Source organism: Mycoavidus sp. B2-EB (assembly GCF_014218255.1).
Lineage (GTDB): Bacteria > Pseudomonadota > Gammaproteobacteria > Burkholderiales > Burkholderiaceae > Mycoavidus.
This window is the reverse complement of record NZ_AP021872.1, coordinates 1,548,347-1,571,913: the sequence shown is the minus strand read 5'-3', so window position 1 is coordinate 1,571,913 and position 23,567 is coordinate 1,548,347. Positions and strand designations below refer to the sequence as shown.

The window sequence follows — 23,567 nt, the reverse complement described above, 5'->3', positions numbered from 1 at the left end:
ATTGAATTCTGGAATATGCAATTCTGTCGATATATATTCACCTGAAAAAGCGAAAAAAAACAGTAGATTTACCTCTATTCTGGTGAATAACCTACTAAAATAATGCCTTCGCGTAAAGAAACGCGCAGTCTAACAAAATTTATGCCTTCACTCGAATTCTTTGCGCCTTGCCCGCGTGGCTTGGAGGCAGTATTTGCCGACGAGCTGCGTGAAATTGCACTCCAGACGCCTCTTACAGTGGGCGCTATTGCACCTGGCGGGGTATATTTTACCGGCGCATCTGCAGCTGCTATGGCAGTGAACTTGCATTCGCGTATCGCCAGCCGCGTCCTATTAAAAATAGCACGACAATCTTATCACAATGAAAACGATATCTTTGCGTTTACGTTTGAGCAGCCTTGGGAGGATTGGTTCACTGCGCAACAAACATTACGCGTGGACCTTACTGCGCTTAAAACCGCAAACCTGCGTAATTCAGGTTTTGCGGCCTTGCGTGTAAAGGATGCGATCTGCGATCGTTTGCGTAACACGACAGGAGCACGGCCTAATATTGATACCCTAACGCCGGATGTGCGCGTGTTTGCTTTTCTGGATGCGACGCATTGCACGCTTTATCTGGATACAACTGGCGAGGCGTTATTTAAGCGCGGCTGGCGCTTGGCGAAAGGCGCCGCACCGTTACGCGAAAACCTAGCCGCGGGTATCTTACGCCTCAGCGGCTGGACGCCCGCCGTGCCGCTCTATGATCCGATGTGTGGCAGTGGCACTTTTGTCATAGAGGCGGCCCAGATAGCGCTTGGTTTAGCGCCTGGAGGCGAGCGTCATTTTGCGTTTGAAAAACTTAAGTCCTATGATCTGAGCGCATGGCCCGCATTCAAGGCGGCAGCGCTTGAAGCGCGAGATGCAGCGCGTCGTATGCCTAGAGAGTTAAATATTTTTGGCAGTGATATTTCGGGGGATATGCTGGTCAAAGCACAGGCCAACTTAGAACGGGCAGGACTGCGTAATCTATGGTTAAAGCAAGTGGATGCGCGCGTAATGGCAGCGCCTACGGAAACGCCCGGCATCCTCATTGCCAATCCGCCCTATGGCGAGCGGGTTGACGTGCGTGGCTCAGCGTCGCGAGCGCGCAGCCAAGAGCGCGGGACGTACACGCAGCACGCCCAGCGGGGAGAATTTTTTCACCGTGAGCAGACCGATGAGGCCCACGAGGATTTCTTTCGCGCTTTGGGCGATGCCCTGAAGCAAAGATTTACCGGTTGGCAAGCCTTCGTCTTAACTTCCGACCGCAGTTTGCCTGGTCAAATGCGTTTGTGCGCAGCAAAGCGGACTCCGCTTTTCAATGGCCCGATCGAATGCCGGCTGTTCCGCTTCGATCTTGTCAAGGGTTCGCTGCGTGAGTCGCGCTCAAATAAGGAATAAATTGGAAGGGTTAATCTAGCGCTTTAACCATTTCCTCAATCACTTGCTTCGCATCGCCAAACACCATCATGGTTTTAGGCATATAAAAAAGCTCATTATCTAGCCCGGCGTAACCCGTTGCCATTGAGCGTTTATTGACAATCACGGTGCGCGCCCTATACACATCAAGGATAGGCATGCCTGAAATGGGCGATTGGGGATCGTTTCTAGCCGCTGGATTCACAATATCATTTGCCCCAAGTACAAGTGCGACGTCAGTTTGGCTAAATGCAAGATTAATCTCATCCATTTCAAACACTTGTTCGTAAGGTATTTCGGCTTCAGCCAACAGCACATTCATATGGCCGGGCATCCGGCCCGCGACGGGGTGAATTGCATAACGCACTTGGATGCCTTGGCTGGTGAGCTTGCTGGCTAATTCTTTAAGCGCATGCTGAGCACGTGCTACGGCGAGTCCGTAGCCTGGCACAATCACTACCGATTCAGCGTTGGCAAGTGCAAAAGCGGCGTTATCGGCACTCGCTGCTCGGACGGGTCGATCAATGCGCGCGGAATGAGTTGCCGAAGGCGCTTCCTGACCGAAGCCGCCCAGCAATACATTTAAAAATGACCGATTCATCGCGCGGCACATGAGGTAAGACAAAATGGTGCCAGATGCGCCCACGAGCGCGCCGGAGATAATCAGCATTTGATTATTCAGGGAGAAGCCAATGCCCGCCGCGGCCCAACCCGAATAAGCGTTAAGCATAGATACGATGACAGGCATATCTGCGCCGCCAATCGGAATAATCAGCAGTACACCTAGGGCAAAGGCGAGCACGGTCATTAAAATAAATGGCAACCAATTTTGCGAGAGCAAGAAAAGCACCCCAAAACCGAGCATCGTAAGCGCCAACATCAAATTTAATCGATGCTGGCCGGCATAAACGATCGGGTGTTTTTGCAACAGTCGGCAGCGGTACTTGCCAGCGAGTTTGCCAAAGGCAATCACTGAGCCAGAGCAGGTCATAGCGCCAATACAGGTGCCAATAAAAAGCTCAGCGCGATGACTGTAAGGCAAATACTCCGTAGTTGAAATTAGAAAAGCGGCTGGTTCAGCCACGACTGCATAGGCGATGCAAACGGCAGCAAGCCCAATTAATGAATGCATGGCAGCCACCAGTTCAGGCATTTTTGTCATTTCAATGCGGGCGGCTGCCAACATACCCAAGCCGCCCCCCGCCACAAGCGCGCCCAGTAACCAGGCCGATCCTGCTCCGAGAACGGGCGCTTGTTTGACGATGAGCGCACAGGTCGTAAGAAGTGCCAGCGCCATGCCGGCCATGCCGAACAGATTGCCGCGCTGTGCGCTTTTGGGGTGAGATAAGCCCTTTAGTGCTTGAATAAAGCACACTGATGCAAGCAAATACAGCAGCGTAACGAGGTTCATATTCATTGCGCATCCTGGTCGGTGAGCGAGCGGATTTTTTGGGGTGCATGGAGTTGGTTTTTTCCCTTTTTCTTTTTGAACATGGCTAACATGCGGTGCGTGACCCAAAAGCCGCCAAAAACATTAACTGCGGCCAGTAACACTGCGGCCGCGCCGAAGAGCCGGCTAGTAGGGTTACTTGTGAGTGCAGTGGCGAGCATTGCACCGACGATGACAATCGCTGAAATAGCATTCGTTACGGCCATTAACGGGGTATGCAGCGCTGGCGTGACATGCCAGACAACTTGATAGCCAACATAAATAGCCAGCACAAAAATAATCACATTAAGAGTTGTGTGATTGATCATATCCATTGTTGGTCTCCATGACAAAATTGAGTCTCCAGATTAAGCGCAAAGCGTATGAGCTGTTATTGGATGGCGCATCATCAGCGTGCGCCTTAGACTGAAAAACCGTGGCTTACGGTTTATGAGCGGGTTTTAATTGTTGGCCAGCATGGCACAGGAGTGTCGCGGCCACAATTTCGTCCTGCAAATTAATCGCCAATGCGCCGCTTGAATCAATAATGAGTTTTAGAAACGCCAGTATATTGCGCGCATAAAGCGTAGACGCGTCCGTCGCGGCGAGTGCGGGTAAATTGGTATAGCCGGCAATTTGTACGCCATGGCGAGTCACGACCTTATCCGCCTCGGCCAAAGCACAATTGCCTGCGTCCGGATTCGATGGGGTGCCCTGTCCAGCGGCCAGATCAACAATTACGGAACCGGGTTGCATGGTTTTGACCGTCTCTTCGCTGATTAATATAGGTGCAGGGTGACCTGGAATCAGTGCGGTCGCAATAATAATGTCGGCTTGCCGTATCCGTTCTTGTACTTGCGTTGCTTGGCGTTGCAACCAGCTGGCCGGCATGGGCCGCGCATAGCCGCCACTGCCTTCTCCGGCAGCACGCTCGTCGTCGGTTGCGTACGGCACGCTAATAAATTTTGCGCCAAGCGATTCTATTTGCTCTTGCACCGCCGGACGGGCATCGGATGCTTCTACCACCGCGCCGAGCCGTTTTGCGGTTGCAATGGCTTGTAGGCCTGCGACTCCCGCGCCAAGGACCAAGACCCGCGCCGCTTGCACGGTGCCGGCTGCGGTCATCAACATAGGTAAGAACCGGGGATACAATGAAGCCGCCAAAAGCACGGCGCGATAACCGGCGATATTAGCCTGTGACGATAAAACATCAAGGCTTTGGGCGCGGGTCGTGCGCGGGGCGGCTTCTAGTGCGAAAGCGGTCAGGCCGGCTTGGGCAAAACGCTCCGCCTGCTCAGTATTCAATGGATTAAGCATGCCCACTAAGACTGAGCCCGGTTTGCTCAAAGCCAGTTCAGCTGGATTGGGGGCGTGGACTTTAAGTACGAGATTAGCTGCGAATACAGTATGTGCCTCACCGATCTCAGCGCCAGCCATGAGAAACGCTTGATCACTGAACCAAGCGCGCGCACCGGCGCTCTTTTGTACTGTGACGCGGTGCCCTTGAGCCACGAGTTTGCTCACGGTCTCAGGCGTCGCCGCGATACGCGTCTCACCTGGATAGGTCTCCAGCGGGATACCAATATGCATTTTATTTTTCCTTGGTATGTGAATCAGATTATGGTGTTTTAAGTATTCTAACTGGATTGAACGGAATCCGATATTGGCTTATGGTGATGCTGAAACCATTCCGCAAAACTAGCGTCTTCAAGTGCATAAGATCGCGCGCGGATTTGAGCGCAAACATAGCGTTTAACCCAGCTTCAGTGGTGAGTGCGCATTGCGCTTCATCTACGATTAAAATAATCGGTTGTTGAGTAATATGGTGCAAAATGCGTAACGCGTCCGCCAAGGTGGTGTTTGGCGGCAAGCCGGATTGTTGAAAATCTAGCATAAGCGAGCCCATCACCGCGACTTTATCGAGTTTTGCCGCTTTTGCTAAACGGGCAATGATGCCGTCAAAGGAAGTGATCTTAGCTTTGATTGTTTCAGCAATGAGTGTAGCTGGACGGGTATTTTTGTCTGGCCATAGATCAACATAAATGGGGACCCATTCGCGCGCTTGAGCCTGCGGAATCAGATCTTCGTTAAGAAAAGTACTTTTGCCAACCCGTCGTGGCCCAGCCAAGAACAGGCCAGAACGTGAATTGGCAATCCCTACGCCCATGAGACTATCGCACGCTATGGGCTAATGCGGGTCGTTTATAGGTGAACTGGATGAGCATAAGAATACCCTTTTATGTAAGAATATTTTTAACGCCATAAATGATGGCTGGAGAAATAATTTGCCATAAAAGGCCTTGATTGAAGTAATAAGTTATGACTAAGCAACGTATCGTAGTAGGCATGTCAGGTGGGGTCGATTCATCGGTAGCGGCCTGGCTACTTAAACAACAGGGCTATGAAGTGATCGGTCTTTTCATGAAAAATTGGGAAGATGACGATGACGATGAATATTGCTCAACGCGCCAGGACTGGCTGGATGTTGTATCCGTCGCTGATCTGATTGGGATTGATCTTGAGGCGGTTAATTTTTCCGCGGAATACAAAGATCGTGTATTTGCTGAATTTTTGCGCGAATACGCCGCGGGGCGCACGCCCAATCCAGATATACTATGCAATGCTGAAATCAAATTCAAAGCTTTTCTGGATCATGCCTTTGCTTTAGGTGCGCAAAAAATCGCCACCGGCCATTATGCGCGCGTGCAGCAGGCAGCGAGTGGCAGTTTTCAGTTGCTCAAAGCCCATGACCTCTCGAAGGACCAAAGCTATTTTCTACACCGGCTGACGCAACACCAACTGGCGCGGACGGCTTTTCCTTTAGGCGAATTGCCCAAAACTAAAGTGCGCGAGCTTGCCGCCCAAATTGGCTTGCCTAATGCGCAGAAAAAAGACTCAACCGGGATTTGTTTCATTGGCGAACGGCCATTTAGAGAGTTCTTGAACCGCTATTTGCCGCATCAGCCAGGCCCAATGAAAACGCCCGACGGGCGCGTAGTGGGTGAGCATATTGGGCTAGCGTTTTACACGCTCGGGCAGAGAAAAGGGATTGGACTGGGCGGTAGCCGAGAAGGTAATGGTGAACCCTGGTTTGTGGCCACGAAAGATCTTGCGCAGAACACCCTTTATGTTGTGCAAGGGCACGATCATCCATGGTTAACGAGCTTAACGTTACAGGCGAGCGATGCGAGTTGGGTTGCGGGTGAGCCGCCGTCGGATAGGTTGATCTGCCACGCTAAAACGCGTTATCGGCAGACAGATATGCAATGTGTTGTAGAGGGGAGCGAGAAGGATCATTTTGCGTTGCGTTTTAATGCAGCGCAATGGGCTGTGACGCCTGGGCAATCCGCCGTATTGTATGACGGTGATATTTGCCTGGGCGGAGGGGTTATTGATCGGGTTAATGTTTAGACCGTGACGTTGCTGAAATGCATTTGCTTTGCATATTTTAAGCGTGTTGTAATTTTGCCTTTGCTGAGAGCTGACCTGTTCCCCGTAATTAGCTAGATACCTGAGTAGAATCCGATGGTTTATCCACGCCAATGCTAAAATCGCATCTCTATAAAAAAGCGATTCTCCCATGGCTGATACTATTTTTACCTCTTCTGACCCGATTCATACCCTAACCGCGCTTTCCCCGCTTGATGGCCGCTACGCAGCAAAGACGGAGGCGCTGCGCGCATGGCTCTCAGAAGCCGCCTTCATGCGTCATCGCGTTACGGTTGAAATTCATTGGCTGCTTGCGCTATCTGCCGCAGGCTTACCGGAGGTACCTCGTTTTTCTGCGCAATCTGAAGCTTTTCTGCTGCGGCTCATTGAGACCTTCAGCGTAGAAGATGCATTGCGCATCAAGCAAATTGAGCAGGTCACTAACCACGATGTCAAAGCGGTTGAATATTGGCTGAAGGAGTCCGTTAAAGGGCAAGCTGAGCTAGAGCGTGCAAGTGAATTTATTCATTTTGCTTGCACCTCAGAAGATATTAATAACACGGCTCACGGAATGATGCTTAAGGGCACTCGTGAAACCGTATTGTTGCCGGTGTTAAAGACGTTGCACGCGCGGCTAGTCGAATTGGCGCATGCTCAGGCTAGACAGCCCATGTTGTCGCGTACGCATGGCCAGCCGGCTAGTCCGACTACACTTGGCAAAGAAATTGCCAACGTTGCGGCTCGCCTATCAAGCGCGATTGAGTGCATAGCTGCTGTGCAGGTATTGGGTAAGATGAATGGTGCAGTGGGTAATTACAACGCCCACTTAAGCGCCTACCCAGAGCTTGATTGGCCTGAGTTTTCGCGCGCAGTAATTGAAAAACGGCTGGGATTAACTTTCAATCCGTACACGATTCAGATTGAACCACACGATTACATGGCTGAATTGTTTGATGCGATTGCCCGCGCCAATACTATCTTGCTTGATTTGAATCGTGATCTGTGGGGTTATATTTCGCTGGGTTATTTCAAGCAGAAAACTAAAGCCGGCGAAGTGGGTTCTTCCACCATGCCGCATAAAGTGAATCCGATTGATTTTGAAAATTCAGAAGGCAATCTGGGGTTAGCCAATGCGCTCCTGCGCCACTTGTCCGATAAATTGCCCGTTTCGCGTTGGCAGCGCGATCTGACGGACTCGACGGTGCTACGCAATATAGGCGTTGCTCTGGGTCATGCCTTGCTGGCCTATGAGGCCTGCCTGCGTGGGCTTGCCAAACTCGAGGTGAATCCACAGCGACTTAACGCTGATCTGGATGCATGTTGGGAGGTGCTGGGCGAAGCCGTGCAAACGGTGATGCGCCGTTATGGTGTGCCTAACCCGTATGAGCAGCTCAAAGACTTAACTCGTGGCAAGAGCATGACCCGTGAAGTATTGCATACGTTTATTCATACCTTGCCGATTCCGGAAGAGGCGAAAACGTATTTGTTAGCGCTAACGCCAGCCTCATATATTGGTAAGGCGATTGAATTAGCGGCACGTGTTGGTTAGTTTAAATAAAGGATAAAAATCCCTTGCTAGATATCAATATTTGGGTGATAATTAAACCAAATGGGTTGATCTGTGGAGGAGAAATGTTACGCGTGCCGAATTTGAGAGAATTAAGGAGGTTGGTTATGGCTATGGCAATATTTGATACATTAAGATGTTCTAAACGTCTGCAGGAAGCGGGGGTTCCAACTGCACAAGCAGAAGCTGAGGCAGAGGTTCTGTCTGAAGTTTTTGCCGTTAACTTACAAGAATTAGTAACCCAAAAGGACCTGTTGGCCACCAAAGAAGAGTTACGGCATGAAATAAAAGATGTGCGTAATGATTTGAGTAATCAAATAAAAGATGTACGTAATGAATTGAACAATAAGATAGACGGCGTACGTAATGAATTGAGCAATAAGATAGACGGTGTACGCAATGAATTGAGCCATGAAATCAAGGATTTACGATTTGGCCTTCTCAAATGGATCATCGGGCTGGCGATTGCGCAAAGCGGTTTATTGAGTGTGTTCAAATTTTGGCCGGCGGGTTTGACGGCGTAGCGTTATTGCTTATGGCTCGAATGGCGTTGGCAATCTCTTTTGCGATGCGTTCAATCGCCTGCCGGTGGCCTTCGACGATTGCATCATAGCGAGGTGTAATCGTCTCTTTTGTCATTGTGCTCTCTGCAAGCGTTGTGAAAGTAGGTTGCTGAGGCAATCCAACCGCTTGTACGCTCCAGATTGCATCAATCAATGTATGGCTACCTTCTTCTGCGTTGAGGGCGGATTCGAAGTGCCGCACATTTAATCTGACTCGATAGACAGGCCGATTGTCTGCATGTGGCGTTTGATAGACATCTAATGTGGAGAGTTGAGTGGCTAGCGAGGTTGATAAGACATAACGAATTTCTTCATTTAACGGCGCTAGCCAGCGTTGTTGCTCTTTGATTTCCGCCCGACCTGGGCGGGTGGTTATGACGAGCTGCGGGCGCGTGACTTGGGCGGGGATCTCAACGGGCAGCACTTCAATATAAAATGTCGGATCAGCAGGCGGTGCGACTGATGCTGCGGGCGGCACGATTGCGTTGCTCAAAGTATAAAAATGCGTGCGTGGCGAAGACGTGCAGCCACCGCTTATGATTGCTGCGCAGAGTGTGAGGCTAGCCATCAGCGCTGCTGAACGTCTTTTGCATCGGGCTCGCAGATAATAAGTCATTAATTGTCTCTCGATTTGCCGTGAATCAACGCTTCTGGATGTCGCTCTATATAATCAGCCAGTGCATTGAGCGATTGCAGGGTGCGAGTTAGAGCCGTCAACGCTTGATGAATATCGGTCTGTAATGGAGAACCCTGTTGTAGGGTCGCATTGGCGGCATCAAAGGTTTTCTGCGCAGACAGTAGCATATCCCTGGCTTGTGGTGCAAGTTGGGTCTCAAGCTGCTGGAGTAGATGGTTGGTGCGTTTAAGGGTGCTATTCAGATGCAAGCCAATTTCATCAAAGGGTATTTTATCCAGTTTGCGCACTAATTCAGTCACTTGCAACTGTAATTGGTCAAGCGTATTCGGTAGCGTTGGCAGTTCGAAAGGTTGGCGCGTCGGATCAAATTTGACCGGCGCAGCTTTGGGGAACATATCGAGCGCAACGTATAACTGGCCGGTTAGCAGATTGCCCGTGCGTAATTGTGCGCGTAAACCCCGCTTGCTTAGAGTTGTTAATAATTGTGCCTTTTGTTCCTGACCTTTGGGGTTGAATGCCTGAGCAAAGCTTTGGCTCAGCCGGTCGGGGTAGAGGATCGCTGTGACAGGCATACGTAGAGTGTGAGTTTTTGGGTTGTAATCCACACCAATCGATTCGACCTGGCCAAGCGTGATGCCGCGGAAATCGACGGGAGCGCCAACTGAAAGGCCGCGCAGGGATTGTGCAAAATTGAAGACAATCCGGATTGGCTGTGCACCCGTCCCCTGCATTGCATCTGCTTCATCCGCAGCGAGCTGAAAGTGGCTGTTGTTTGGGGCGGCTTGATTGAGTGTTTGGCCTGGCGGCGTTTGGAACGCGATGCCGCCGATGAACATCGCGACCAACGATTGCGTATTGAGATCAAAGCCATTCGCATTGAGGTTTAAATTGATTCCGCTAGCATGCCAGAAACGAGTATTGGCGCGCACATACTGATCATACGGCGCATGAATAAATATACTGAGCGTTACGCCACGGCCATCTTTATCGAGCTGAGACGCCACCACGCGTCCGACTGGCACGCGCCGGTAATAAACAGGGGAACCAATATCGAGCGAGCCGAGAGTGTCGCTGTGTAGCGTAAATGGCTGTCCCTTTTGATCGCCGGTAATCGCCGGGGGTGTTTCAAGGCCGATGAAGTCTTTGCATACTTGATTTGCTTGACCTGCATCAACGCCAATATAAGAACCGGATAACAAGGTATTCAGTCCCGATACGCCATTTGCTGCAATGCGGGGCCGCACCACCCAAAAACGCGTATCGGTAACGGCAAAGCTAGTGGCATTCCGAGTTAACTCAACCTCAACCAGCACTTGCGATAAATCTTTGCTTAATTTGATCTCTTTCACCTCGCCAATCTCGACATCTTTATATTTGACTTTGGTAATGCCTGGCTCAAGCCCCTCAGCGGTTTTAAAGCTAATGACGATGGTTGGGCCGGAAGCTAAAATGGCCTGCCCGGCAAGCCCAATGCCAATCAGCGCAGCGAGCAGTGGAATTAACCAAACCAACGAAGGGACCCAGCGTCCGCGCGGCTCGACAACCGGGGTGGGGAGCCGCGCCGCCAACGGTTGCTGGGCTGAATTTGAATTACGTGTTTTGGGTTTGGTCATGGTTGTTAATCGATAGAATCGAGGTTGTCCCACATCAAGCGCGGATCGAATTGCCGCGCCGCAAGTAACGAAAGTATCACCACTGCGCCAAACGCAAGCGCGCCGGGACCTACGGTAATAACCATGAATGAACTAAATTTGACCAAGCCTACGGTTAGCATGATGACAAAAATATCCAACATTGACCAGCGACCAACGCGTTCAATCAGTCGATATAGCGCTGTGCGTTGTCGGCGTTGCCAAGTTGCGTTGCATTGAGCGCTTAAGACAAGTAAGCTTAAGACTGCCAATTTGAGTAATGGGACCAAGATGCTTGCGATAAACACAAGTGTCGCTAGCGCCCAAGAGCCGCTTGTCCAGAAAAGGGCGATCCCGCTCATAATCGTGTCATCTCGGATGCCAAAAGGGGATTGGGTACGCATTACGGGTAATAAATTAGCCGGTAGATAGAGCATCGCAGCGGCGCTTAAGAAGGCCCAGGTGCGCGCTAGGCTATTCGGTTTGCGCAGATAAAGCCGGTGACCGCAGCGCATGCAGACAAGTGCATGCTCATAACGCTGGACTTGTTGGCAGATTGGGCAAGCCACTAAGCCAGCTTGTTTGGCGCTGAGATGTTTCATCTTGCAACAGTCTTGGCGGATGTGTCGGTCAGCGCGGGTTGACTTTCCGCTTGGCTAGCGGTTGCTGCTGTTGCAGCATGAGCAAGTTGCCAGAAATGCTGCGGATTAAATGCACTCAGTGGGGTAAGCAGTAACGTCAGCGCGCCGAAAGCGAACAGAGCCGGACCAGGAGTTACGTGCGCTAGACTCGATAATTTAACTAAAGTAATAAGCATGCCAAGCATAAATACTTCAAGCATAGCCCAGGGCCGCACGCATTGAATCATGCGGACTACTGTATTAAAGCCAGGGGCTATGCGGCCCGCTTGCAATGAAGTGAGCAAATAGATCAACGCAGCAAGCTCAGCTAAGGGGCACAAGAGGGTTGCGCTAAAAATAAGCGCGGCCACAATCGGCGCTCTTTCGCGCCAGAGTTGTTCAATGCCGCCAAGCAGAGTGGTTTGACTGGAGAGGCCTCTGATTTCGAGTGTAGCAATCGGAAAGCTGTTAGCAATGACGAACATAATCGTGCTCGCAAGTGCTAGAGCGAGTAGGGTGCGGGTATGATGTGCAATAGGCCGATCAAGTAGGGCCCCGCATTGTACGCAGCACGCAACCGATCGCTTGCTCAGTAGGATTTTGCGATGGAGGGTGTCGCACTTGCTGCAAGCAAGTAGTTCATCAGTTTGTGTATTTTGTTGTAATACCATAATCGCTTAATGATATAGAACGCTAAGACGGAATATAAAAAGGAGATTTTTTCATGACTCAGACACCAGCTCTTACCACTTCAGGTCAATATACCTCACCTGCCATCGCGTTGCACTGGTTGATTGCGCTTTTGATAGTCTGTACCTTTGGCTTAGGATGGGTGATGACGGATATTCCGGCGGGTACGCCAACTAAAATGCAATATTATGCGTGGCATAAATGGCTGGGTGTCACGGTCTTTATGTTTGCGGTTTTGCGTGTGTTATGGCGGGCTACGCATCGGCCGCCGGCGTTACCTTCTCAGTTACCCGTTTGGCAGCGTTGGGCCGCGCATTTAGTGCATTTTCTACTTTATCTGGTGATGTTTGCCGTGCCTTTGTTTGGCTATTTGTTGAGTTCATCAGCAGGTGCGCCGGTGGTTTATTTGGGCCTGGTGCCGCTGCCTGCACTGATTGAGCCTGCCCCCGCGCTGAAACCTATTTTTAGAGCGGCGCATATTTATTTAAATTATGCGCTTGCAACCTTGGTGCTCCTGCATTTGTTAGCCGCGCTTAAACATCGGTTCATTGACCGCAACGGCGTGCTTGCGCGTATGTTGCCATGCTGTAAGTGTAAGAAATAAGACTTGCTTTTTGGCCGTTCGGGCTTGCTAAGAAACCTGTTTTTTTATACAGTATATGGTATGCTAATTTGCAAAGCGGTATTTAGACAAAGCGCCGCCTGTCTCTACAAAGGATGATTCATGGAAGTAAGTAAAAAAGGTCAAGCGAATTTAACCGCTGAAAAAGGCAAAGCGCTTACTGCTGCGCTAGCACAAATTGAAAAGCAATTTGGCAAAGGCTCAATTATGCGTTTGGGCGACGGTGAAGTGGTTGAAGATATTCAGGTCGTTTCTACGGGCTCATTAGGGCTGGATATTGCACTTGGGGTAGGCGGCTTGCCGCGCGGCCGCGTGGTTGAAATTTATGGGCCAGAATCTTCAGGGAAAACCACGTTGACTTTACAGGTGATTGCTGAGATGCAAAAACTTGGCGGCACGTGTGCTTTTATTGATGCGGAGCATGCTCTTGATGTTCAATATGCAGCAAAGCTGGGTGTTAAAGCGTCTGACCTTCTGATTGCACAGCCGGATACAGGCGAGCAGGCGCTTGAAATTGCAGATGCGTTGGTGCGTTCGAGTTCGGTTGATTTAATTGTGATTGACTCGGTTGCCGCGCTTGTGCCTAAAGCGGAAATTGAAGGCGAAATGGGTGATTCTTTGCCTGGGCTGCAAGCACGCTTAATGTCACAGGCATTGCGTAAGCTTACAGGAACCATCAAGCGGACAAATTGCCTAGTTATTTTTATCAATCAAATCCGGATGAAAATCGGCGTGATGTTCGGTAACCCGGAAACCACAACAGGTGGCAATGCGCTGAAGTTCTATGCATCGGTACGGCTCGATATTCGGCGCATTGGCTCAATCAAAAAAGCGGATGAGGTGATTGGGTCTGAAACCCGTGTGAAAGTGGTCAAAAATAAAGTTGCTCCGCCATTTCGTGAGGCCATTTTTGATATTTTGTATGGCGAAGGCATTTCTCGTGAGGGTGAAATCATTGACCTTGGCGTACAAGCTAAAATTGTCGAAAAGGCGGGTGCTTGGTATAGCTACAACGGTGAGCGGGCCGGGCAAGGAAAAGATAATGCGCGGGAGTATCTGCGCGAAAACCCGGACATTGCGCGTGAGATTGAAAACAAAGTACGTGCTTCATTTGGTGTGAATGCAGTGACCAGCGCTGATGAAATTCAAGAAAAAGTTTAAACAACTGCCACCCAGCGGAAACCAGCAGGATTTCTCGTTCACCTGTTGGTTTTACCCGCTCTCAAGAGCCTAATATATTGCAACAATGTACGCTAAACCTAGTTTAAGGGCGCGCGCGTTGGGTTATCTGTCGCGGCGAGAATATAGCCGTGCCGAATTACATCGCAAATTAATCTCTTATGCAGATCCTGAAACAGATCTCAATCTTCTACTGAATGTTTTGCAAGATGAAGGTTATTTATCCGATGCGCGCTTTGCTGAAAGTGTGGCGCATCGTCGCGCGGCGCGTTGCGGAGTGCATCGGATTATTAACGAACTCAAGCAGCATGAGCTGGACGCGACGTTAATCGAACAGGTTAGTGCAGATTTACAGGCATCTGAATTCACCCGCGCTAAAGCTATTTGGCGCAAAAAATACGGGAACTTTCCCACGACCTCTATTGAGCGCGCGCGCCAAACGCGTTTTCTGGCGATGCGCGGGTTTGCTCACGCAACCATTGCAAGACTGCTCGGCGGCGGCGATGAAGATTGAGAGCTATGTTATGTTAAAATCAAGGGTTTCAAAGGCCTGTTTAAAGGAATCAGCGAATGAATATTCACGAGCACCAGGGTAAAGAAATCCTGCGCAAATTTGGGGTTGCTGTACCACGCGGCAAACCGGTGTTTACAGTTGATGAAGCGGTGCAAGTTGCGCAAGAGCTTGGTGGTCCGGTATGGGTTGTGAAAGCACAAATTCACGCCGGTGGCCGTGGCAAAGGCGGCGGCGTAAAAGTAGCAAAGTCGATTGATCAAGTGCGCGAATATGCAGGCCAAATTCTGGGCATGCAATTAAAAACGCACCAAACGGGTCCAGAAGGGCAAAAAGTGCGGCGTCTGCTGGTCGAAGAAGGCGCCGATATTAAAAAAGAGCTTTACCTTGGCTTGGTCGTAGATCGGGTGACGCAGCGCGTGACAGTTATGGCGTCTAGCGAAGGCGGCATGGAAATTGAAGAAGTCGCTGAAAAAACGCCTGAGTTGATTCATAAAGTAACGGTTGAGCCAACCCAGGGTTTAACCGATGCGCAAGCCGATCAATTGGCGACAAGTATTGGTATCCCATCAACTTCATTGGCGCAAGCGCGTACCATATTGCAAGGGTTATATCGGGCATTTTGGGAGACTGATGCCTCACTGGCTGAAATTAATCCATTGATTTTAACGGGCGACGGTCAAGTCATGGCGCTTGATGCTAAATTCAATTTTGATTCAAATGCGCTTTTCCGCCATCCTGAACTTGTTGAATATCGCGATTTAGATGAAGAGGATCCGGCTGAAGTAGAGGCCTCAAAATTTGATCTGGCGTATATTTCGTTGGACGGCGATATTGGTTGCTTAGTGAATGGCGCGGGCCTGGCGATGGCGACGATGGATTCAATTAAGCTCTTTGGTGGCGAGCCAGCTAACTTTCTTGATGTAGGCGGCGGCGCCACTACTGAGAAGGTAACTGAAGCCTTTAAAATCATGCTTAAAAACCCTGAGCTGAAAGCCATTTTAGTGAATATCTTCGGCGGCATTATGCGTTGCGATGTGATTGCTGAAGGCGTGATTGCCGCATCCAAGGCAGTGCAATTAAAAGTGCCGTTAGTCGTACGCATGAAAGGGACCAACGAAGATCTCGGCAAAAAAATGTTGGCCGAGTCTGGCTTACCCATTATTTCGGCCGACAGCATGGAAGAAGCTGCGCAGAAAGTCGTGGCGGCGGCTCAATAACTTAGGTCGTAATTCTGACTTAATTCCCCCGGATACGGATCATCATATTGAGCGGGCGCGTATTTTAAATACGCGCCCGCTCAAACGAAAAAGCTGAAAAGAGGCTGATATATGTCGATTTTGATTAACAAAGATACAAAAGTTATCACACAAGGGATCACGGGTAAAACCGGGCAGTTTCATACCCGTACTTGCCGTGATTATGCAAATGGCCGCGCTGCTTATGTAGCGGGCGTAAATCCCAAAAGAGCCGGCGAAGATTTTGAGGGTATTCCTATTTTTGGCAGTGTAAAAGAAGCCAAAGCAAATACCGGCGCTACCGTATCGGTAATTTACGTGCCGCCAGCGGGCGCTGCGGCAGCTATTTGGGAAGCGGTGGAAGCTGAGCTTGACCTTGCGATTTGCATCACCGAAGGGATTCCAGTGCGCGATATGATCGAGCTCAAAGATCGCATGCGTCGTGAGAATCGTAAAACGCTATTGTTGGGACCCAATTGCCCAGGCGTGATTACCCCTGATGAACTCAAAATCGGCATTATGCCAGGCCATATTCACAAAAAAGGCCGCATCGGCGTGATTTCGCGTTCAGGCACGCTGACTTATGAGGCGGTGGGGCAATTGACGGCGCTAGGTCTGGGGCAGTCTTCGGCGGTAGGCATCGGCGGCGACCCTGTGAATGGTTTGAAGCATATCGATGTATTGCGCCTTTTCAATGATGACCCTGAGACTGATGCAGTTGTGATGATTGGTGAAATTGGCGGTTCCGATGAAGAAGAGGCCGCTATCTGGGTTAAAGCGAATATGAAAAAACCTGTGGTTGGTTTTATCGCGGGCGTGACAGCGCCGCCAGGCAAACGGATGGGCCATGCCGGCGCAATTATCTCTGGTGGTAAAGGCACTGCTGATGAAAAACTGCAAGTCATGCAGGCATCTGGCATTAAGGTTACAAGAAACCCATCTGAAATGGGCCGCTTGTTGAAATCAGTACTATAAGCTAATCGACATAAATCGCGCTGGGCCTTTAAGGGAGGGATGTTCATGCTAGAACTGCTGACAGAACTTCATTGGGGCGCAGTCGCGCAAATTGTAGCGATTGATATTCTGCTGGGCGGCGATAATGCGGTGGTGATCGCACTGGCCTGCCGTAACTTACCCGCCCAACAGCGTATGCGCGGAGTATTAGGGGGGACCGCTGGCGCAATTCTGTTGCGCGTATTGTTAGTCGGTTTCGCGGTTACTTTGCTGCATATCCCCTTGCTGAAAATGCTTGGCGGTTTGATGCTGCTTTGGATTGGCGTCAAACTAATGCAGCCTGAAGCCGATGAGCATGACACCATTCGGCCTGCTGATCGGCTGCTGGGGGCCATCAAAACAATTATCATCGCAGATTTTGTGATGAGTCTTGATAATGTGATTGCGATTGCCGGCGCGGCGGAAGCAGCGCAGCCTGAACAGCGTATTTTCCTTGTCATATTTGGTTTGTTGCTCAGTATCCCAATCATTATTTGGGGGAGCCAGTTAGTGCTTAAGTTGTTGACGCGTTTTCCAGCGATTGTTGCAGCGGGCGCTGCATTACTGGGCTGGATTGCGGGTGGCCTTATCGTTAGTGACTCATTGGCACAGAAAATTCAAATACTTGCCACGCCGCTGGCGAGTTATATTGCGAGCGTTATAGGCGCTGTGCTGGTGGTAGTACTGGGTACAGCAATTAAAAGGCGCAGTGCGCGGCTAGGCAAATCCTAGCGTTATCTTTTAGTCGATCGGACGACTATCCGTATATTTCCCTCCTCATTATTCTCCCGCTTATAAGGCGTGTGGCGTGCTAGCCGCTGAATCATTCGGTATGCGCTAACAATAGTTCGCCTTCGCTTCTTATTTCCGGAGGTTTGTGCAATGGCGCAGTGGCTATATAACAGCATAATTTATTATTGGGGTTTCGCGCAGCGCGTGCATTTGCGTTCAAATCTCCGTTGGCTTGGTTTTACGCTGATTGAATTGATGATTGTGCTGGCGATTGTCGGCATTGTTGCTTCTTACGCGATTCCTGCATATCAAGATTATTTAGCCCGTAGTCGTGTGGGAGAAGGTTTATCGCTTGCCGTGTCAGCGCGGCTCGCGGTGGCGGAGAATGCAGCAAGTGGCGCGCCGTTCGAGAGCGGGTTTGGTCCGCCAGGTGCCACGCGTAATGTTGCGTCAATCCGTATTCTTCCGCAAAATGGGCAAATTGTTATTACATATACGCCGCGTGTAGCGCCGGCTGGCTCAAATGTGCTTGTGCTGGTTCCTTCAGCGCTGAATGATCTGGTTGCGACGAGTGCTCGGATTAGCTTGGCGGTAGATGTTGTGCAGTTAGGCTCGCTGAGTTGGGAGTGTTTTGCTGCGGGTAAAACGGCATCGTCTTTGCCAGCGCCTGGGCCGTTACCTGCTGAGTCGGCTACGCTGCCTACTCGGCTCGCTCCGGCAGAGTGCCGAATTTAAGATTAACGTCAGTTCGGGTTAAGCGAGCGCATTCTGGCTAATGGTGATGCCACATACTCGATATCGAGGAATTGAGTCCTTTTAATGCAAAGGCCCTTGATTTTGCTGTAACCCACCATTCGCAAAAGATTCAATCGTACGCTCAGGAATCGCGCTAGCATGAATATGCGAGATTCTCCATTTGCCGCATTCTTGCACTAACACATAGGTTGTTAGCACCAATTTAGGCTGCTCATCCGGATTAATCGAGTTATGCGCCTCAGTCACGATATAGATTGCGGTGCTTGGGCTTTCATAAGAACGCGTATCAAGCACTTGGATTTTGGGCGCGCCATATTCAAATTGCTGAGCTAAATTAGAGCGAATCGTATCTAGTCCATTAAAAAGAATGCCGTTCGCGGTAATAAAACTGGTCGCGTCCTCGTCAACCCAAAGCGCCATAATGTCTTCTAGCCTGCTTTCAGCGAGTGCATGGTAGTACGCGTGTAACGTATCAATGGCCGTATCAAATGGGCGAGTGAAGGAAGGCATGGCGTACTCTCTTAACTTTCTATTAGCAGCATCTCACGTAATTGCTCGAATACATGTTCTGGTTTGAGTTGACGTAAGCAATTTAAATGGCCTAACGGGCATTCGCGCGCAAAACACGGACTGCATTCAAGATGTAACCATTGTACTCGTGCGCGGTCAGTTAGGGGAGGGGTATGGCGTGGGTCGCTTGAACCATAAAGTGCCAGCAGTGGCCGGTGTAACGCAGCCGCCACGTGCATCAGCCCGGAATCATTGCTCACGACAACACTGGCGCTGGCAATTAGGGCGCACGCCTCATTGAGGGTGGTTTGTCCGCACAAATTACGCACGTGGGGCGTTTGTTCAGTGATGCGCGCGCCAAGCGGCGTATCTTGCGCTGCGCCAAGCGTAATAATTTGCGCGTAGGGGAAAGCATAGGCAATCAGTTGGGCAAGCGTTGCAAAATGTTCTGTTGGCCAGCGCTTGGCGGCGCCATATTCTGCGCCTGGGCAGAATGCGATGAGAGGTGCTTGCGCAGTCAGCTTAAAGCGTTGCAAAACCTGTGCAGCTTTAGGTTGATCGAGTGTAAGGCGTGGGACAGGAAGCTCAGCGGGCAACCCCGCGCGCGGCGCATAAGCGAGCGCTGCGTAATGGCGCACCATGGGCGGCCGCTGTGCGTTTTTACGTGGATTGGGGTGGCGCACATTGATGAGTCCATACCGGTGCTCGCCATGATAGCCAATGCGTAGCCGAATTTGCGCAAGCCAAGGGATTAAAGCGGATTTTGCTGAATTTGGCAGTATAAAAGCGGCATCGTAATGAGCTGCGCGCAGCGTCTGCGCTAGCTGCCAACGTTGTCGTAATTGGAGCTTTTTATGCGCGAGTTGGGTTGGGTAGACGTGATTGATTTCCGGCATCTGCTCCAGTATCGGCGCAACCCAGTTTGGTGCGATTGCATCAAGGGTAATCCGCGGATGTAGCTTTTTGAGCAGAATGAAAAGGGGCTGCGCCATAAGCGCATCGCCAATCCAATTGGGAGCGATGATGAGTGCACGTTGCATGAGGGGGAACTGGCTAAAAGATGAGTGGCTAAGTCGAGGCTAGGGCTGGACCATTCAAACAAACTTAAACAAGCAAAAATGCTGTTGGTGTTAAACGGATGTTGTATCGCCTGTCGCGGTTTCGTGATTGTCCAGCGCATAGCACGCGCCGCAATAAGGGCAACTCGCTGCGCCATGGCTCACATCAATAAAAACCCGTGGATGTGAACTCCAGAGAGGCATTTGAGGATTTGGGCAAAAAACGGGGAGGGCAGCCGGATTCACTTTGAGCAGTGGAGTTTGCATCATCTATCTTTCTCTTTAAATGGGGGTAAGCCAGTGGCTATATTGAGGGTTTTTACCGGCCACAATCTCGAAGAATGCACGTTGCAGCTTTTCTGTTAGCGGGCCACGCTGTCCCGTGCCGATGCAACGGTTATCGAGTTCTCGAATCGGTGTAATTTCAGCGGCGGTGCCAGTGAAAAAAGCCTCATCGGCGCAATACATTTCATCGCGGGTAATGCGTTTCTCAATCACTTCAATTTGATGAGCGCGCGCAAGCGTCATCACAGCATCGCGCGTAATGCCATCTAAGCAAGAGGATAGGTCTGGAGTATAAAGCCGGCCTTTTTTAACGATAAATACATTCTCGCCCGAGCCTTCTGATACGTAACCATCGGTATCGAGCAAAAGCGCTTCATCATAGCCGTCAATGCTGACCTCTTGGTGAGCGAGAATTGAATTAGCATACCAGCCGCTCGCTTTTGCGCGAACCAGTGAAACATTGACATGGTGCCGTTGTAGCGATGACGTTTTAACCCGAATGCCGCTGCTTAATGCTTGCTCGCCGAGATAGGCGCCCCAGGGCCAAGCGGCGATTGCAATGTGAACCGTGTTGCCCTTGGCTGAAAGCCCAAGTTTTTCAGCGCCAAGCCAAGCAATCGGGCGGATATAACATGATTCAAGTTGGTTCGAGCGGACGACTTCGCACTGAGCATTGAAGATAGTTTGCTGATCAAACGGCAAAGTCATTTGGAAGATTTTTGCCGAATTAAAGAGGCGTTGCGTGTGTTCGTTGAGGCGGAAGATCGCGGTGCCAGTCGTCGTTCGATAAGCTCGAACCCCCTCAAACACGGCCATGCCATAGTGCAAAGAATGGGTGAGGACATGGATATTAGCTGCGCGCCAATCAACTAATTGACCATCCATCCAGATTTTGCCGTCGCGGTCTGCCATTGACATAATGAGGTATCCTAAATACAGCTTTTGAAGATTAAGGTTTCTTATTATAAATCAGGCTTTATTGCATTCATCTAGCGCAGCGCGAAAAATGGTTAAAAGTTTTCCTTAGTCTGCCGAGAGACACCTCGTTAGCGCTGACTATTTTTCGTCGCTTATCGAAAAGCTTCCGATCTTTTGTGTGCGGAGTAAGATGTCAGTTTTCTGCAAAGTAGATGTTCTTACATAATACAGGTAAAATATCGTCCTTTTTCAGTGAAACAATGATGCTTTGCCAAGCAAGTTTGGCGCACATTGTGTTTGACGTTTAATGATTTTCACTCTTTTGCAGCTTCGATCTGCACTACGCCTCTAATGCCTGAGATTCTGCGCCTTACTGATTTGATTGCTGCTGGCAAATTGGCCGGCAAGCGAGTGTTTATCCGCGCCGATCTGAATGTGCCGCGCGATGAGACGGGCCGTATTACGGACGATACACGCATCCGTGCCTCTTTACCCGCGATCACTACAGCCCTTGCTGCTGGAGCCGCGGTGATGGTGACCTCCCATCTGGGGCGGCCGGTTGAAGGCCAGCTTAAACCAGAAGACTCTTTAGCGGCTGTCGCTCAGCGCTTGGGCGAGCTATTGGGCCGTACTGTGCCATTGATCAGAGATTGGGTTGAAACAGGCGTTAAGCTTGCGCCTGGGCAGCTCGTGCTGCTTGAGAATTGCCGGGCAAATCCAGGAGAAAAAGCGAATGCAGATGCTCTCGCCCAGAAAATGGCGGGGCTATGCGATATATATATTAATGATGCATTTGGTACTGCGCATCGGGCCCAAGCCTCCACGCATGGTATCGCAAAATATGCACCGATCGCGGCGGCAGGGCCTTTGCTTGCAGGCGAATTAAACGCATTGAAACGCGCGCTTGAGCAACCTAAGCGGCCGCTTGTGGCAATCGTTGGTGGTTCAAAAGTATCGACCAAACTCACCATTTTGAAGTCACTGGCGCATAAAGTCGATCAGTTGATTGTGGGGGGCGGCATTGCGAATACATTTATGTTAGCGGCGGGTTTGCCAATCGGCAAATCGCTTGCTGAAGCGGCTTTAGTCAGTGAAGCTAAGGCCATCATTGACTTGATGCAACAACGTGGCGCAGCGGTACCGATTCCGCTTGATGTCGTGACGGCAAAAACGCTGAGCGCCACAGCCCAACCCGAAATCAAGCCAGCCCATGCGGTGGCGGAAGATGACTTAATCCTCGATCTGGGTCCCACCAGCATGGGTCAATTGACAGCGCTATTGGCTAAGGCTGGCACCATCATCTGGAATGGCCCCGTGGGAGTGTTTGAGTTTGATGCCTTTGGTCAAGGGACTCAATCGCTTGCGCGAGCGGTTGCTGACTCGGCTGCATTTTCCATCGCAGGGGGCGGCGATACACTGGCGGCGATCACAAAATATGGCGTCTCTGAACAAATAGGTTATATTTCAACCGGCGGTGGCGCTTTTCTTGAGTTCCTGGAGGGCAAAACGCTGCCTGCTGTAGAGGCGCTTATGACTTGCTTAGAATCGGTAGATTGATTTTTACGGATGGGTTGCGTCACTCCGAATTGCCATGGCGATTCGGCGCGCTGGGTTGTGCGCCAGTGAGTGGATGCATCAACATAATTTTATAGATTTGAATTAAGGAGAAAGCACGTGCCTCTCGTATCCATGCGCCAATTGCTTGACCATGCTGCCGAAGAAGGTTATGGGCTGCCAGCCTATAACGTAAATAACTTGGAGCAAGTACAAGCGATTATGGCGGCGGCTGATGAAGTCAATGCGCCCGTGATTATGCAAGCATCAGCGGGTGCTCGCAAATACGCTGGCGAAGCCTTTTTGCGCCATTTAATTGAAGCTGCGGTTGAGGCTTACCCTCATTTGCCGGTGGTCATGCATCAAGATCATGGTCAATCGCCAGCCGTTTGCTTAAGCGCGATTCGTAGCGGTTTTACGAGCGTTATGATGGACGGCTCGCTGCAGGAAGATGGTAAAACCATTGCTTCTTATGAATATAATGTAGCAGTTTCAAAAAAAGTGGTCGATTTTGCGCATGCTATTGGCGTGACAGTCGAGGCTGAATTAGGGTGCTTAGGCTCGCTAGAGACAATGCGCGGCGATAAAGAAGATGGCCATGGCGCGGAAGGCGCAATGAGCCGTGAACAACTCTTAACCAATCCAGAGCAAGCGGCTGATTTTGTCCGGCAGACCCAATGTGACGCGCTGGCGATTGCCATTGGCACATCGCATGGCGCCTATAAATTCACTAAAAAGCCAACTGGCGATATTTTGGCGATTGAGCTCATCAAAGAAATTCACCGGCGCTTGCCAAACACGCATTTAGTGATGCATGGCTCATCTTCGGTGCCCCAGGAATTATTGGCTGAAATCCGAGAATTTGGCGGTGACATGCAACAAACGTATGGCGTACCGGTTGAAGAAATTCAAGAAGGAATTCGACACGGTGTGCGTAAAATCAATATTGACACGGATTTGCGGCTGGCTATGACGGGGGCAGTACGCCGCTTCTTAGTTGAAAACCCCAGCAAATTTGATCCCCGTGAATATCTAAAGCCTGCTCGTGCTGCTGCGCAAGCAATCTGCAAAGCTCGCTATCTCGCTTTTGGCTGTGAAGGGCAGGCGAGCAAAATTAAATCCATGCCGCTTGAAAAAATGGCGCAACGTTATCAAAAAGGCGAGCTTGCGCAACAGGTGCGGTAAGACTTAGCGCACTTGTACAT

Annotated in this window: 25 protein-coding genes; 13 read left to right on the top strand and 12 right to left on the bottom strand. The window is 50.4% G+C overall.

The genetic code is table 11. The annotated features are described in order from the left end of the window. The first annotated feature begins 141 nt into the window (after nucleotides 1–141). Entirely contained in the window at nucleotides 142–1,422 is a 1,281-nt protein-coding gene (locus MPB2EB_RS06965) for a class I SAM-dependent RNA methyltransferase (protein WP_185181612.1), read from the top strand. A gap of 10 nt (nucleotides 1,423–1,432) precedes the next feature. Here the strand turns inward: MPB2EB_RS06965 and MPB2EB_RS06960 are convergent, their stop codons facing one another. The 4 genes from MPB2EB_RS06960 to MPB2EB_RS06945 all read right to left on the bottom strand — a co-directional run bounded on the left by MPB2EB_RS06960 (nucleotide 1,433) and on the right by MPB2EB_RS06945 (nucleotide 5,036). After that, nucleotides 1,433–2,857, bottom strand: coding sequence for an NAD(P)(+) transhydrogenase (Re/Si-specific) subunit beta (locus MPB2EB_RS06960; protein ID WP_185181611.1), 1,425 nt, complete (start codon nucleotides 2,855–2,857; stop codon nucleotides 1,433–1,435). Beyond that, complete coding sequence (locus MPB2EB_RS06955) at nucleotides 2,854–3,204, bottom strand: NAD(P) transhydrogenase subunit alpha (RefSeq protein WP_185181610.1); 351 nt, start codon at nucleotides 3,202–3,204, stop codon at nucleotides 2,854–2,856. Before MPB2EB_RS06955 ends, MPB2EB_RS06960 begins: the two co-directional genes overlap by 4 nt. Nucleotides 3,205–3,310: 106 nt before the next feature. After that, complete coding sequence (locus MPB2EB_RS06950) at nucleotides 3,311–4,459, bottom strand: Re/Si-specific NAD(P)(+) transhydrogenase subunit alpha (protein WP_185181609.1); 1,149 nt, start codon at nucleotides 4,457–4,459, stop codon at nucleotides 3,311–3,313. 28 nt (nucleotides 4,460–4,487) lie between these two features. Beyond that, on the bottom strand, nucleotides 4,488–5,036 hold the full coding sequence (locus tag MPB2EB_RS06945; protein ID WP_185181608.1) for an ATP-binding protein: 549 nt from the start codon (nucleotides 5,034–5,036) through the stop codon (nucleotides 4,488–4,490). A gap of 152 nt (nucleotides 5,037–5,188) precedes the next feature. Here MPB2EB_RS06945 and mnmA point away from each other — a divergent pair, with 152 nt between their 5' ends. The 3 genes from mnmA to MPB2EB_RS06930 all read left to right on the top strand — a co-directional run bounded on the left by mnmA (nucleotide 5,189) and on the right by MPB2EB_RS06930 (nucleotide 8,389). Further along, nucleotides 5,189–6,280, top strand: coding sequence for a tRNA 2-thiouridine(34) synthase MnmA (gene mnmA / locus MPB2EB_RS06940; protein WP_185181607.1), 1,092 nt, complete (start codon nucleotides 5,189–5,191; stop codon nucleotides 6,278–6,280). A 169-nt stretch (nucleotides 6,281–6,449) separates the two neighbouring features. Next, nucleotides 6,450–7,847: an adenylosuccinate lyase gene (gene purB, locus MPB2EB_RS06935; RefSeq protein ID WP_185181606.1), complete on the top strand. Its 1,398-nt coding sequence runs from the start codon at nucleotides 6,450–6,452 to the stop codon at nucleotides 7,845–7,847. Nucleotides 7,848–7,870: 23 nt separating this feature from the next. After that, nucleotides 7,871–8,389 (top strand): hypothetical protein, encoded by a 519-nt coding sequence (locus tag MPB2EB_RS06930; protein ID WP_185181605.1) that lies wholly within the window; start codon nucleotides 7,871–7,873, stop codon nucleotides 8,387–8,389. Here MPB2EB_RS06930 and MPB2EB_RS06925 read toward each other — a convergent pair. From MPB2EB_RS06925 to MPB2EB_RS06910, 4 genes are read right to left on the bottom strand one after another with little or no spacing between them, the layout of a single operon-like run. Then, nucleotides 8,358–8,996 (bottom strand): membrane integrity-associated transporter subunit PqiC, encoded by a 639-nt coding sequence (locus MPB2EB_RS06925; RefSeq protein WP_185181604.1) that lies wholly within the window; start codon nucleotides 8,994–8,996, stop codon nucleotides 8,358–8,360. The genes MPB2EB_RS06930 and MPB2EB_RS06925 overlap by 32 nt on opposite strands. 47 nt (nucleotides 8,997–9,043) lie before the next feature. Next, nucleotides 9,044–10,678: an intermembrane transport protein PqiB gene (locus tag MPB2EB_RS06920; protein ID WP_185181603.1), complete on the bottom strand. Its 1,635-nt coding sequence runs from the start codon at nucleotides 10,676–10,678 to the stop codon at nucleotides 9,044–9,046. Nucleotides 10,679–10,683: 5 nt separating this feature from the next. Beyond that, nucleotides 10,684–11,298, bottom strand: coding sequence for a paraquat-inducible protein A (locus MPB2EB_RS06915; RefSeq protein WP_185181602.1), 615 nt, complete (start codon nucleotides 11,296–11,298; stop codon nucleotides 10,684–10,686). Then, nucleotides 11,295–11,801, bottom strand: coding sequence for a paraquat-inducible protein A (locus MPB2EB_RS06910; RefSeq protein WP_232534429.1), 507 nt, complete (start codon nucleotides 11,799–11,801; stop codon nucleotides 11,295–11,297). Before MPB2EB_RS06910 ends, MPB2EB_RS06915 begins: the two co-directional genes overlap by 4 nt. 239 nt (nucleotides 11,802–12,040) lie before the next feature. Between MPB2EB_RS06910 and MPB2EB_RS06905 the strand changes: the two genes are divergently transcribed. The 7 genes from MPB2EB_RS06905 (at nucleotide 12,041) to MPB2EB_RS06875 (ending at nucleotide 18,016) form a co-directional block, all read left to right on the top strand. Beyond that, a complete protein-coding gene (locus tag MPB2EB_RS06905) occupies nucleotides 12,041–12,610 on the top strand; it encodes a cytochrome b (protein ID WP_185181600.1) in 570 nt (189 codons plus the stop codon). Nucleotides 12,611–12,730: 120 nt separating this feature from the next. Next, nucleotides 12,731–13,789 carry a recombinase RecA gene (gene recA / locus MPB2EB_RS06900; protein ID WP_185181599.1) on the top strand — a complete coding sequence of 353 codons (1,059 nt, stop codon included), beginning with the start codon at nucleotides 12,731–12,733 and terminating at the stop codon, nucleotides 13,787–13,789. A gap of 85 nt (nucleotides 13,790–13,874) precedes the next feature. Continuing rightward, nucleotides 13,875–14,321: a recombination regulator RecX gene (gene recX, locus MPB2EB_RS06895; protein WP_185181598.1), complete on the top strand. Its 447-nt coding sequence runs from the start codon at nucleotides 13,875–13,877 to the stop codon at nucleotides 14,319–14,321. Between the two features lie 56 nt (nucleotides 14,322–14,377). After that, the gene (gene sucC, locus MPB2EB_RS06890; RefSeq protein ID WP_185181597.1) at nucleotides 14,378–15,538 is read left to right on the top strand and encodes an ADP-forming succinate--CoA ligase subunit beta; all 1,161 of its coding nucleotides are present in this window, start codon (nucleotides 14,378–14,380) and stop codon (nucleotides 15,536–15,538) included. Nucleotides 15,539–15,649: 111 nt separating this feature from the next. Beyond that, on the top strand, nucleotides 15,650–16,531 hold the full coding sequence (sucD, locus tag MPB2EB_RS06885; RefSeq protein WP_185181596.1) for a succinate--CoA ligase subunit alpha: 882 nt from the start codon (nucleotides 15,650–15,652) through the stop codon (nucleotides 16,529–16,531). Between the two features lie 45 nt (nucleotides 16,532–16,576). Next, complete coding sequence (locus MPB2EB_RS06880; RefSeq protein WP_185181595.1) at nucleotides 16,577–17,281, top strand: TerC family protein; 705 nt, start codon at nucleotides 16,577–16,579, stop codon at nucleotides 17,279–17,281. Nucleotides 17,282–17,431: 150 nt separating this feature from the next. Further along, on the top strand, nucleotides 17,432–18,016 hold the full coding sequence (locus MPB2EB_RS06875; RefSeq protein WP_185181594.1) for a pilin: 585 nt from the start codon (nucleotides 17,432–17,434) through the stop codon (nucleotides 18,014–18,016). An 81-nt stretch (nucleotides 18,017–18,097) separates the two neighbouring features. Here MPB2EB_RS06875 and MPB2EB_RS06870 read toward each other — a convergent pair whose 3' ends face one another. The 4 genes from MPB2EB_RS06870 to MPB2EB_RS06855 all read right to left on the bottom strand — a co-directional run bounded on the left by MPB2EB_RS06870 (nucleotide 18,098) and on the right by MPB2EB_RS06855 (nucleotide 20,808). Next, on the bottom strand, nucleotides 18,098–18,547 hold the full coding sequence (locus MPB2EB_RS06870; RefSeq protein WP_185181593.1) for a nuclear transport factor 2 family protein: 450 nt from the start codon (nucleotides 18,545–18,547) through the stop codon (nucleotides 18,098–18,100). A gap of 11 nt (nucleotides 18,548–18,558) precedes the next feature. Next, nucleotides 18,559–19,587, bottom strand: coding sequence for a lipopolysaccharide heptosyltransferase II (gene waaF, locus MPB2EB_RS06865; protein WP_185181592.1), 1,029 nt, complete (start codon nucleotides 19,585–19,587; stop codon nucleotides 18,559–18,561). Nucleotides 19,588–19,677: 90 nt separating this feature from the next. Further along, complete coding sequence (locus MPB2EB_RS06860; RefSeq protein ID WP_185181591.1) at nucleotides 19,678–19,875, bottom strand: zinc-finger domain-containing protein; 198 nt, start codon at nucleotides 19,873–19,875, stop codon at nucleotides 19,678–19,680. Between the two features lie 12 nt (nucleotides 19,876–19,887). Next, nucleotides 19,888–20,808: a branched-chain amino acid transaminase gene (locus MPB2EB_RS06855; protein WP_185181590.1), complete on the bottom strand. Its 921-nt coding sequence runs from the start codon at nucleotides 20,806–20,808 to the stop codon at nucleotides 19,888–19,890. 351 nt (nucleotides 20,809–21,159) lie between these two features. Here MPB2EB_RS06855 and MPB2EB_RS06850 point away from each other — a divergent pair, with 351 nt between their 5' ends. Further along, the gene (locus MPB2EB_RS06850; RefSeq protein WP_185181589.1) at nucleotides 21,160–22,365 is read left to right on the top strand and encodes a phosphoglycerate kinase; all 1,206 of its coding nucleotides are present in this window, start codon (nucleotides 21,160–21,162) and stop codon (nucleotides 22,363–22,365) included. Between the two features lie 117 nt (nucleotides 22,366–22,482). Then, complete coding sequence (gene fba, locus MPB2EB_RS06845) at nucleotides 22,483–23,547, top strand: class II fructose-bisphosphate aldolase (RefSeq protein ID WP_185181588.1); 1,065 nt, start codon at nucleotides 22,483–22,485, stop codon at nucleotides 23,545–23,547. Nucleotides 23,548–23,567: the final 20 nt, after the last annotated feature.

What these genes read in the sequence shown, in the direction of transcription:
- MPB2EB_RS06965 (WP_185181612.1), top strand. Translation starts at nt 142, where the DNA reads ATGCCTTCACTCGAATTCTTTGCGCCTTGCCCGCGTGGCTTGGAGGCA.
- MPB2EB_RS06960 (WP_185181611.1), bottom strand. Translation starts at nt 2,857, where the DNA reads ATGAATATGAACCTCGTTACGCTGCTGTATTTGCTTGCATCAGTGTGC.
- MPB2EB_RS06955 (WP_185181610.1), bottom strand. Translation starts at nt 3,204, where the DNA reads ATGGATATGATCAATCACACAACTCTTAATGTGATTATTTTTGTGCTG.
- MPB2EB_RS06950 (WP_185181609.1), bottom strand. Translation starts at nt 4,459, where the DNA reads ATGCATATTGGTATCCCGCTGGAGACCTATCCAGGTGAGACGCGTATC.
- MPB2EB_RS06945 (WP_185181608.1), bottom strand. Translation starts at nt 5,036, where the DNA reads ATGGGCGTAGGGATTGCCAATTCACGTTCTGGCCTGTTCTTGGCTGGG.
- mnmA (WP_185181607.1), top strand. Translation starts at nt 5,189, where the DNA reads ATGACTAAGCAACGTATCGTAGTAGGCATGTCAGGTGGGGTCGATTCA.
- purB (WP_185181606.1), top strand. Translation starts at nt 6,450, where the DNA reads ATGGCTGATACTATTTTTACCTCTTCTGACCCGATTCATACCCTAACC.
- MPB2EB_RS06925 (WP_185181604.1), bottom strand. Translation starts at nt 8,996, where the DNA reads ATGGCTAGCCTCACACTCTGCGCAGCAATCATAAGCGGTGGCTGCACG.
- MPB2EB_RS06920 (WP_185181603.1), bottom strand. Translation starts at nt 10,678, where the DNA reads ATGACCAAACCCAAAACACGTAATTCAAATTCAGCCCAGCAACCGTTG.
- MPB2EB_RS06915 (WP_185181602.1), bottom strand. Translation starts at nt 11,298, where the DNA reads ATGAAACATCTCAGCGCCAAACAAGCTGGCTTAGTGGCTTGCCCAATC.
- MPB2EB_RS06910 (WP_232534429.1), bottom strand. Translation starts at nt 11,801, where the DNA reads ATGTTCGTCATTGCTAACAGCTTTCCGATTGCTACACTCGAAATCAGA.
- MPB2EB_RS06905 (WP_185181600.1), top strand. Translation starts at nt 12,041, where the DNA reads ATGACTCAGACACCAGCTCTTACCACTTCAGGTCAATATACCTCACCT.
- recA (WP_185181599.1), top strand. Translation starts at nt 12,731, where the DNA reads ATGGAAGTAAGTAAAAAAGGTCAAGCGAATTTAACCGCTGAAAAAGGC.
- recX (WP_185181598.1), top strand. Translation starts at nt 13,875, where the DNA reads ATGTACGCTAAACCTAGTTTAAGGGCGCGCGCGTTGGGTTATCTGTCG.
- sucC (WP_185181597.1), top strand. Translation starts at nt 14,378, where the DNA reads ATGAATATTCACGAGCACCAGGGTAAAGAAATCCTGCGCAAATTTGGG.
- sucD (WP_185181596.1), top strand. Translation starts at nt 15,650, where the DNA reads ATGTCGATTTTGATTAACAAAGATACAAAAGTTATCACACAAGGGATC.
- MPB2EB_RS06880 (WP_185181595.1), top strand. Translation starts at nt 16,577, where the DNA reads ATGCTAGAACTGCTGACAGAACTTCATTGGGGCGCAGTCGCGCAAATT.
- MPB2EB_RS06875 (WP_185181594.1), top strand. Translation starts at nt 17,432, where the DNA reads ATGGCGCAGTGGCTATATAACAGCATAATTTATTATTGGGGTTTCGCG.
- MPB2EB_RS06870 (WP_185181593.1), bottom strand. Translation starts at nt 18,547, where the DNA reads ATGCCTTCCTTCACTCGCCCATTTGATACGGCCATTGATACGTTACAC.
- waaF (WP_185181592.1), bottom strand. Translation starts at nt 19,587, where the DNA reads ATGCAACGTGCACTCATCATCGCTCCCAATTGGATTGGCGATGCGCTT.
- MPB2EB_RS06860 (WP_185181591.1), bottom strand. Translation starts at nt 19,875, where the DNA reads ATGATGCAAACTCCACTGCTCAAAGTGAATCCGGCTGCCCTCCCCGTT.
- MPB2EB_RS06855 (WP_185181590.1), bottom strand. Translation starts at nt 20,808, where the DNA reads ATGTCAATGGCAGACCGCGACGGCAAAATCTGGATGGATGGTCAATTA.
- MPB2EB_RS06850 (WP_185181589.1), top strand. Translation starts at nt 21,160, where the DNA reads ATGCCTGAGATTCTGCGCCTTACTGATTTGATTGCTGCTGGCAAATTG.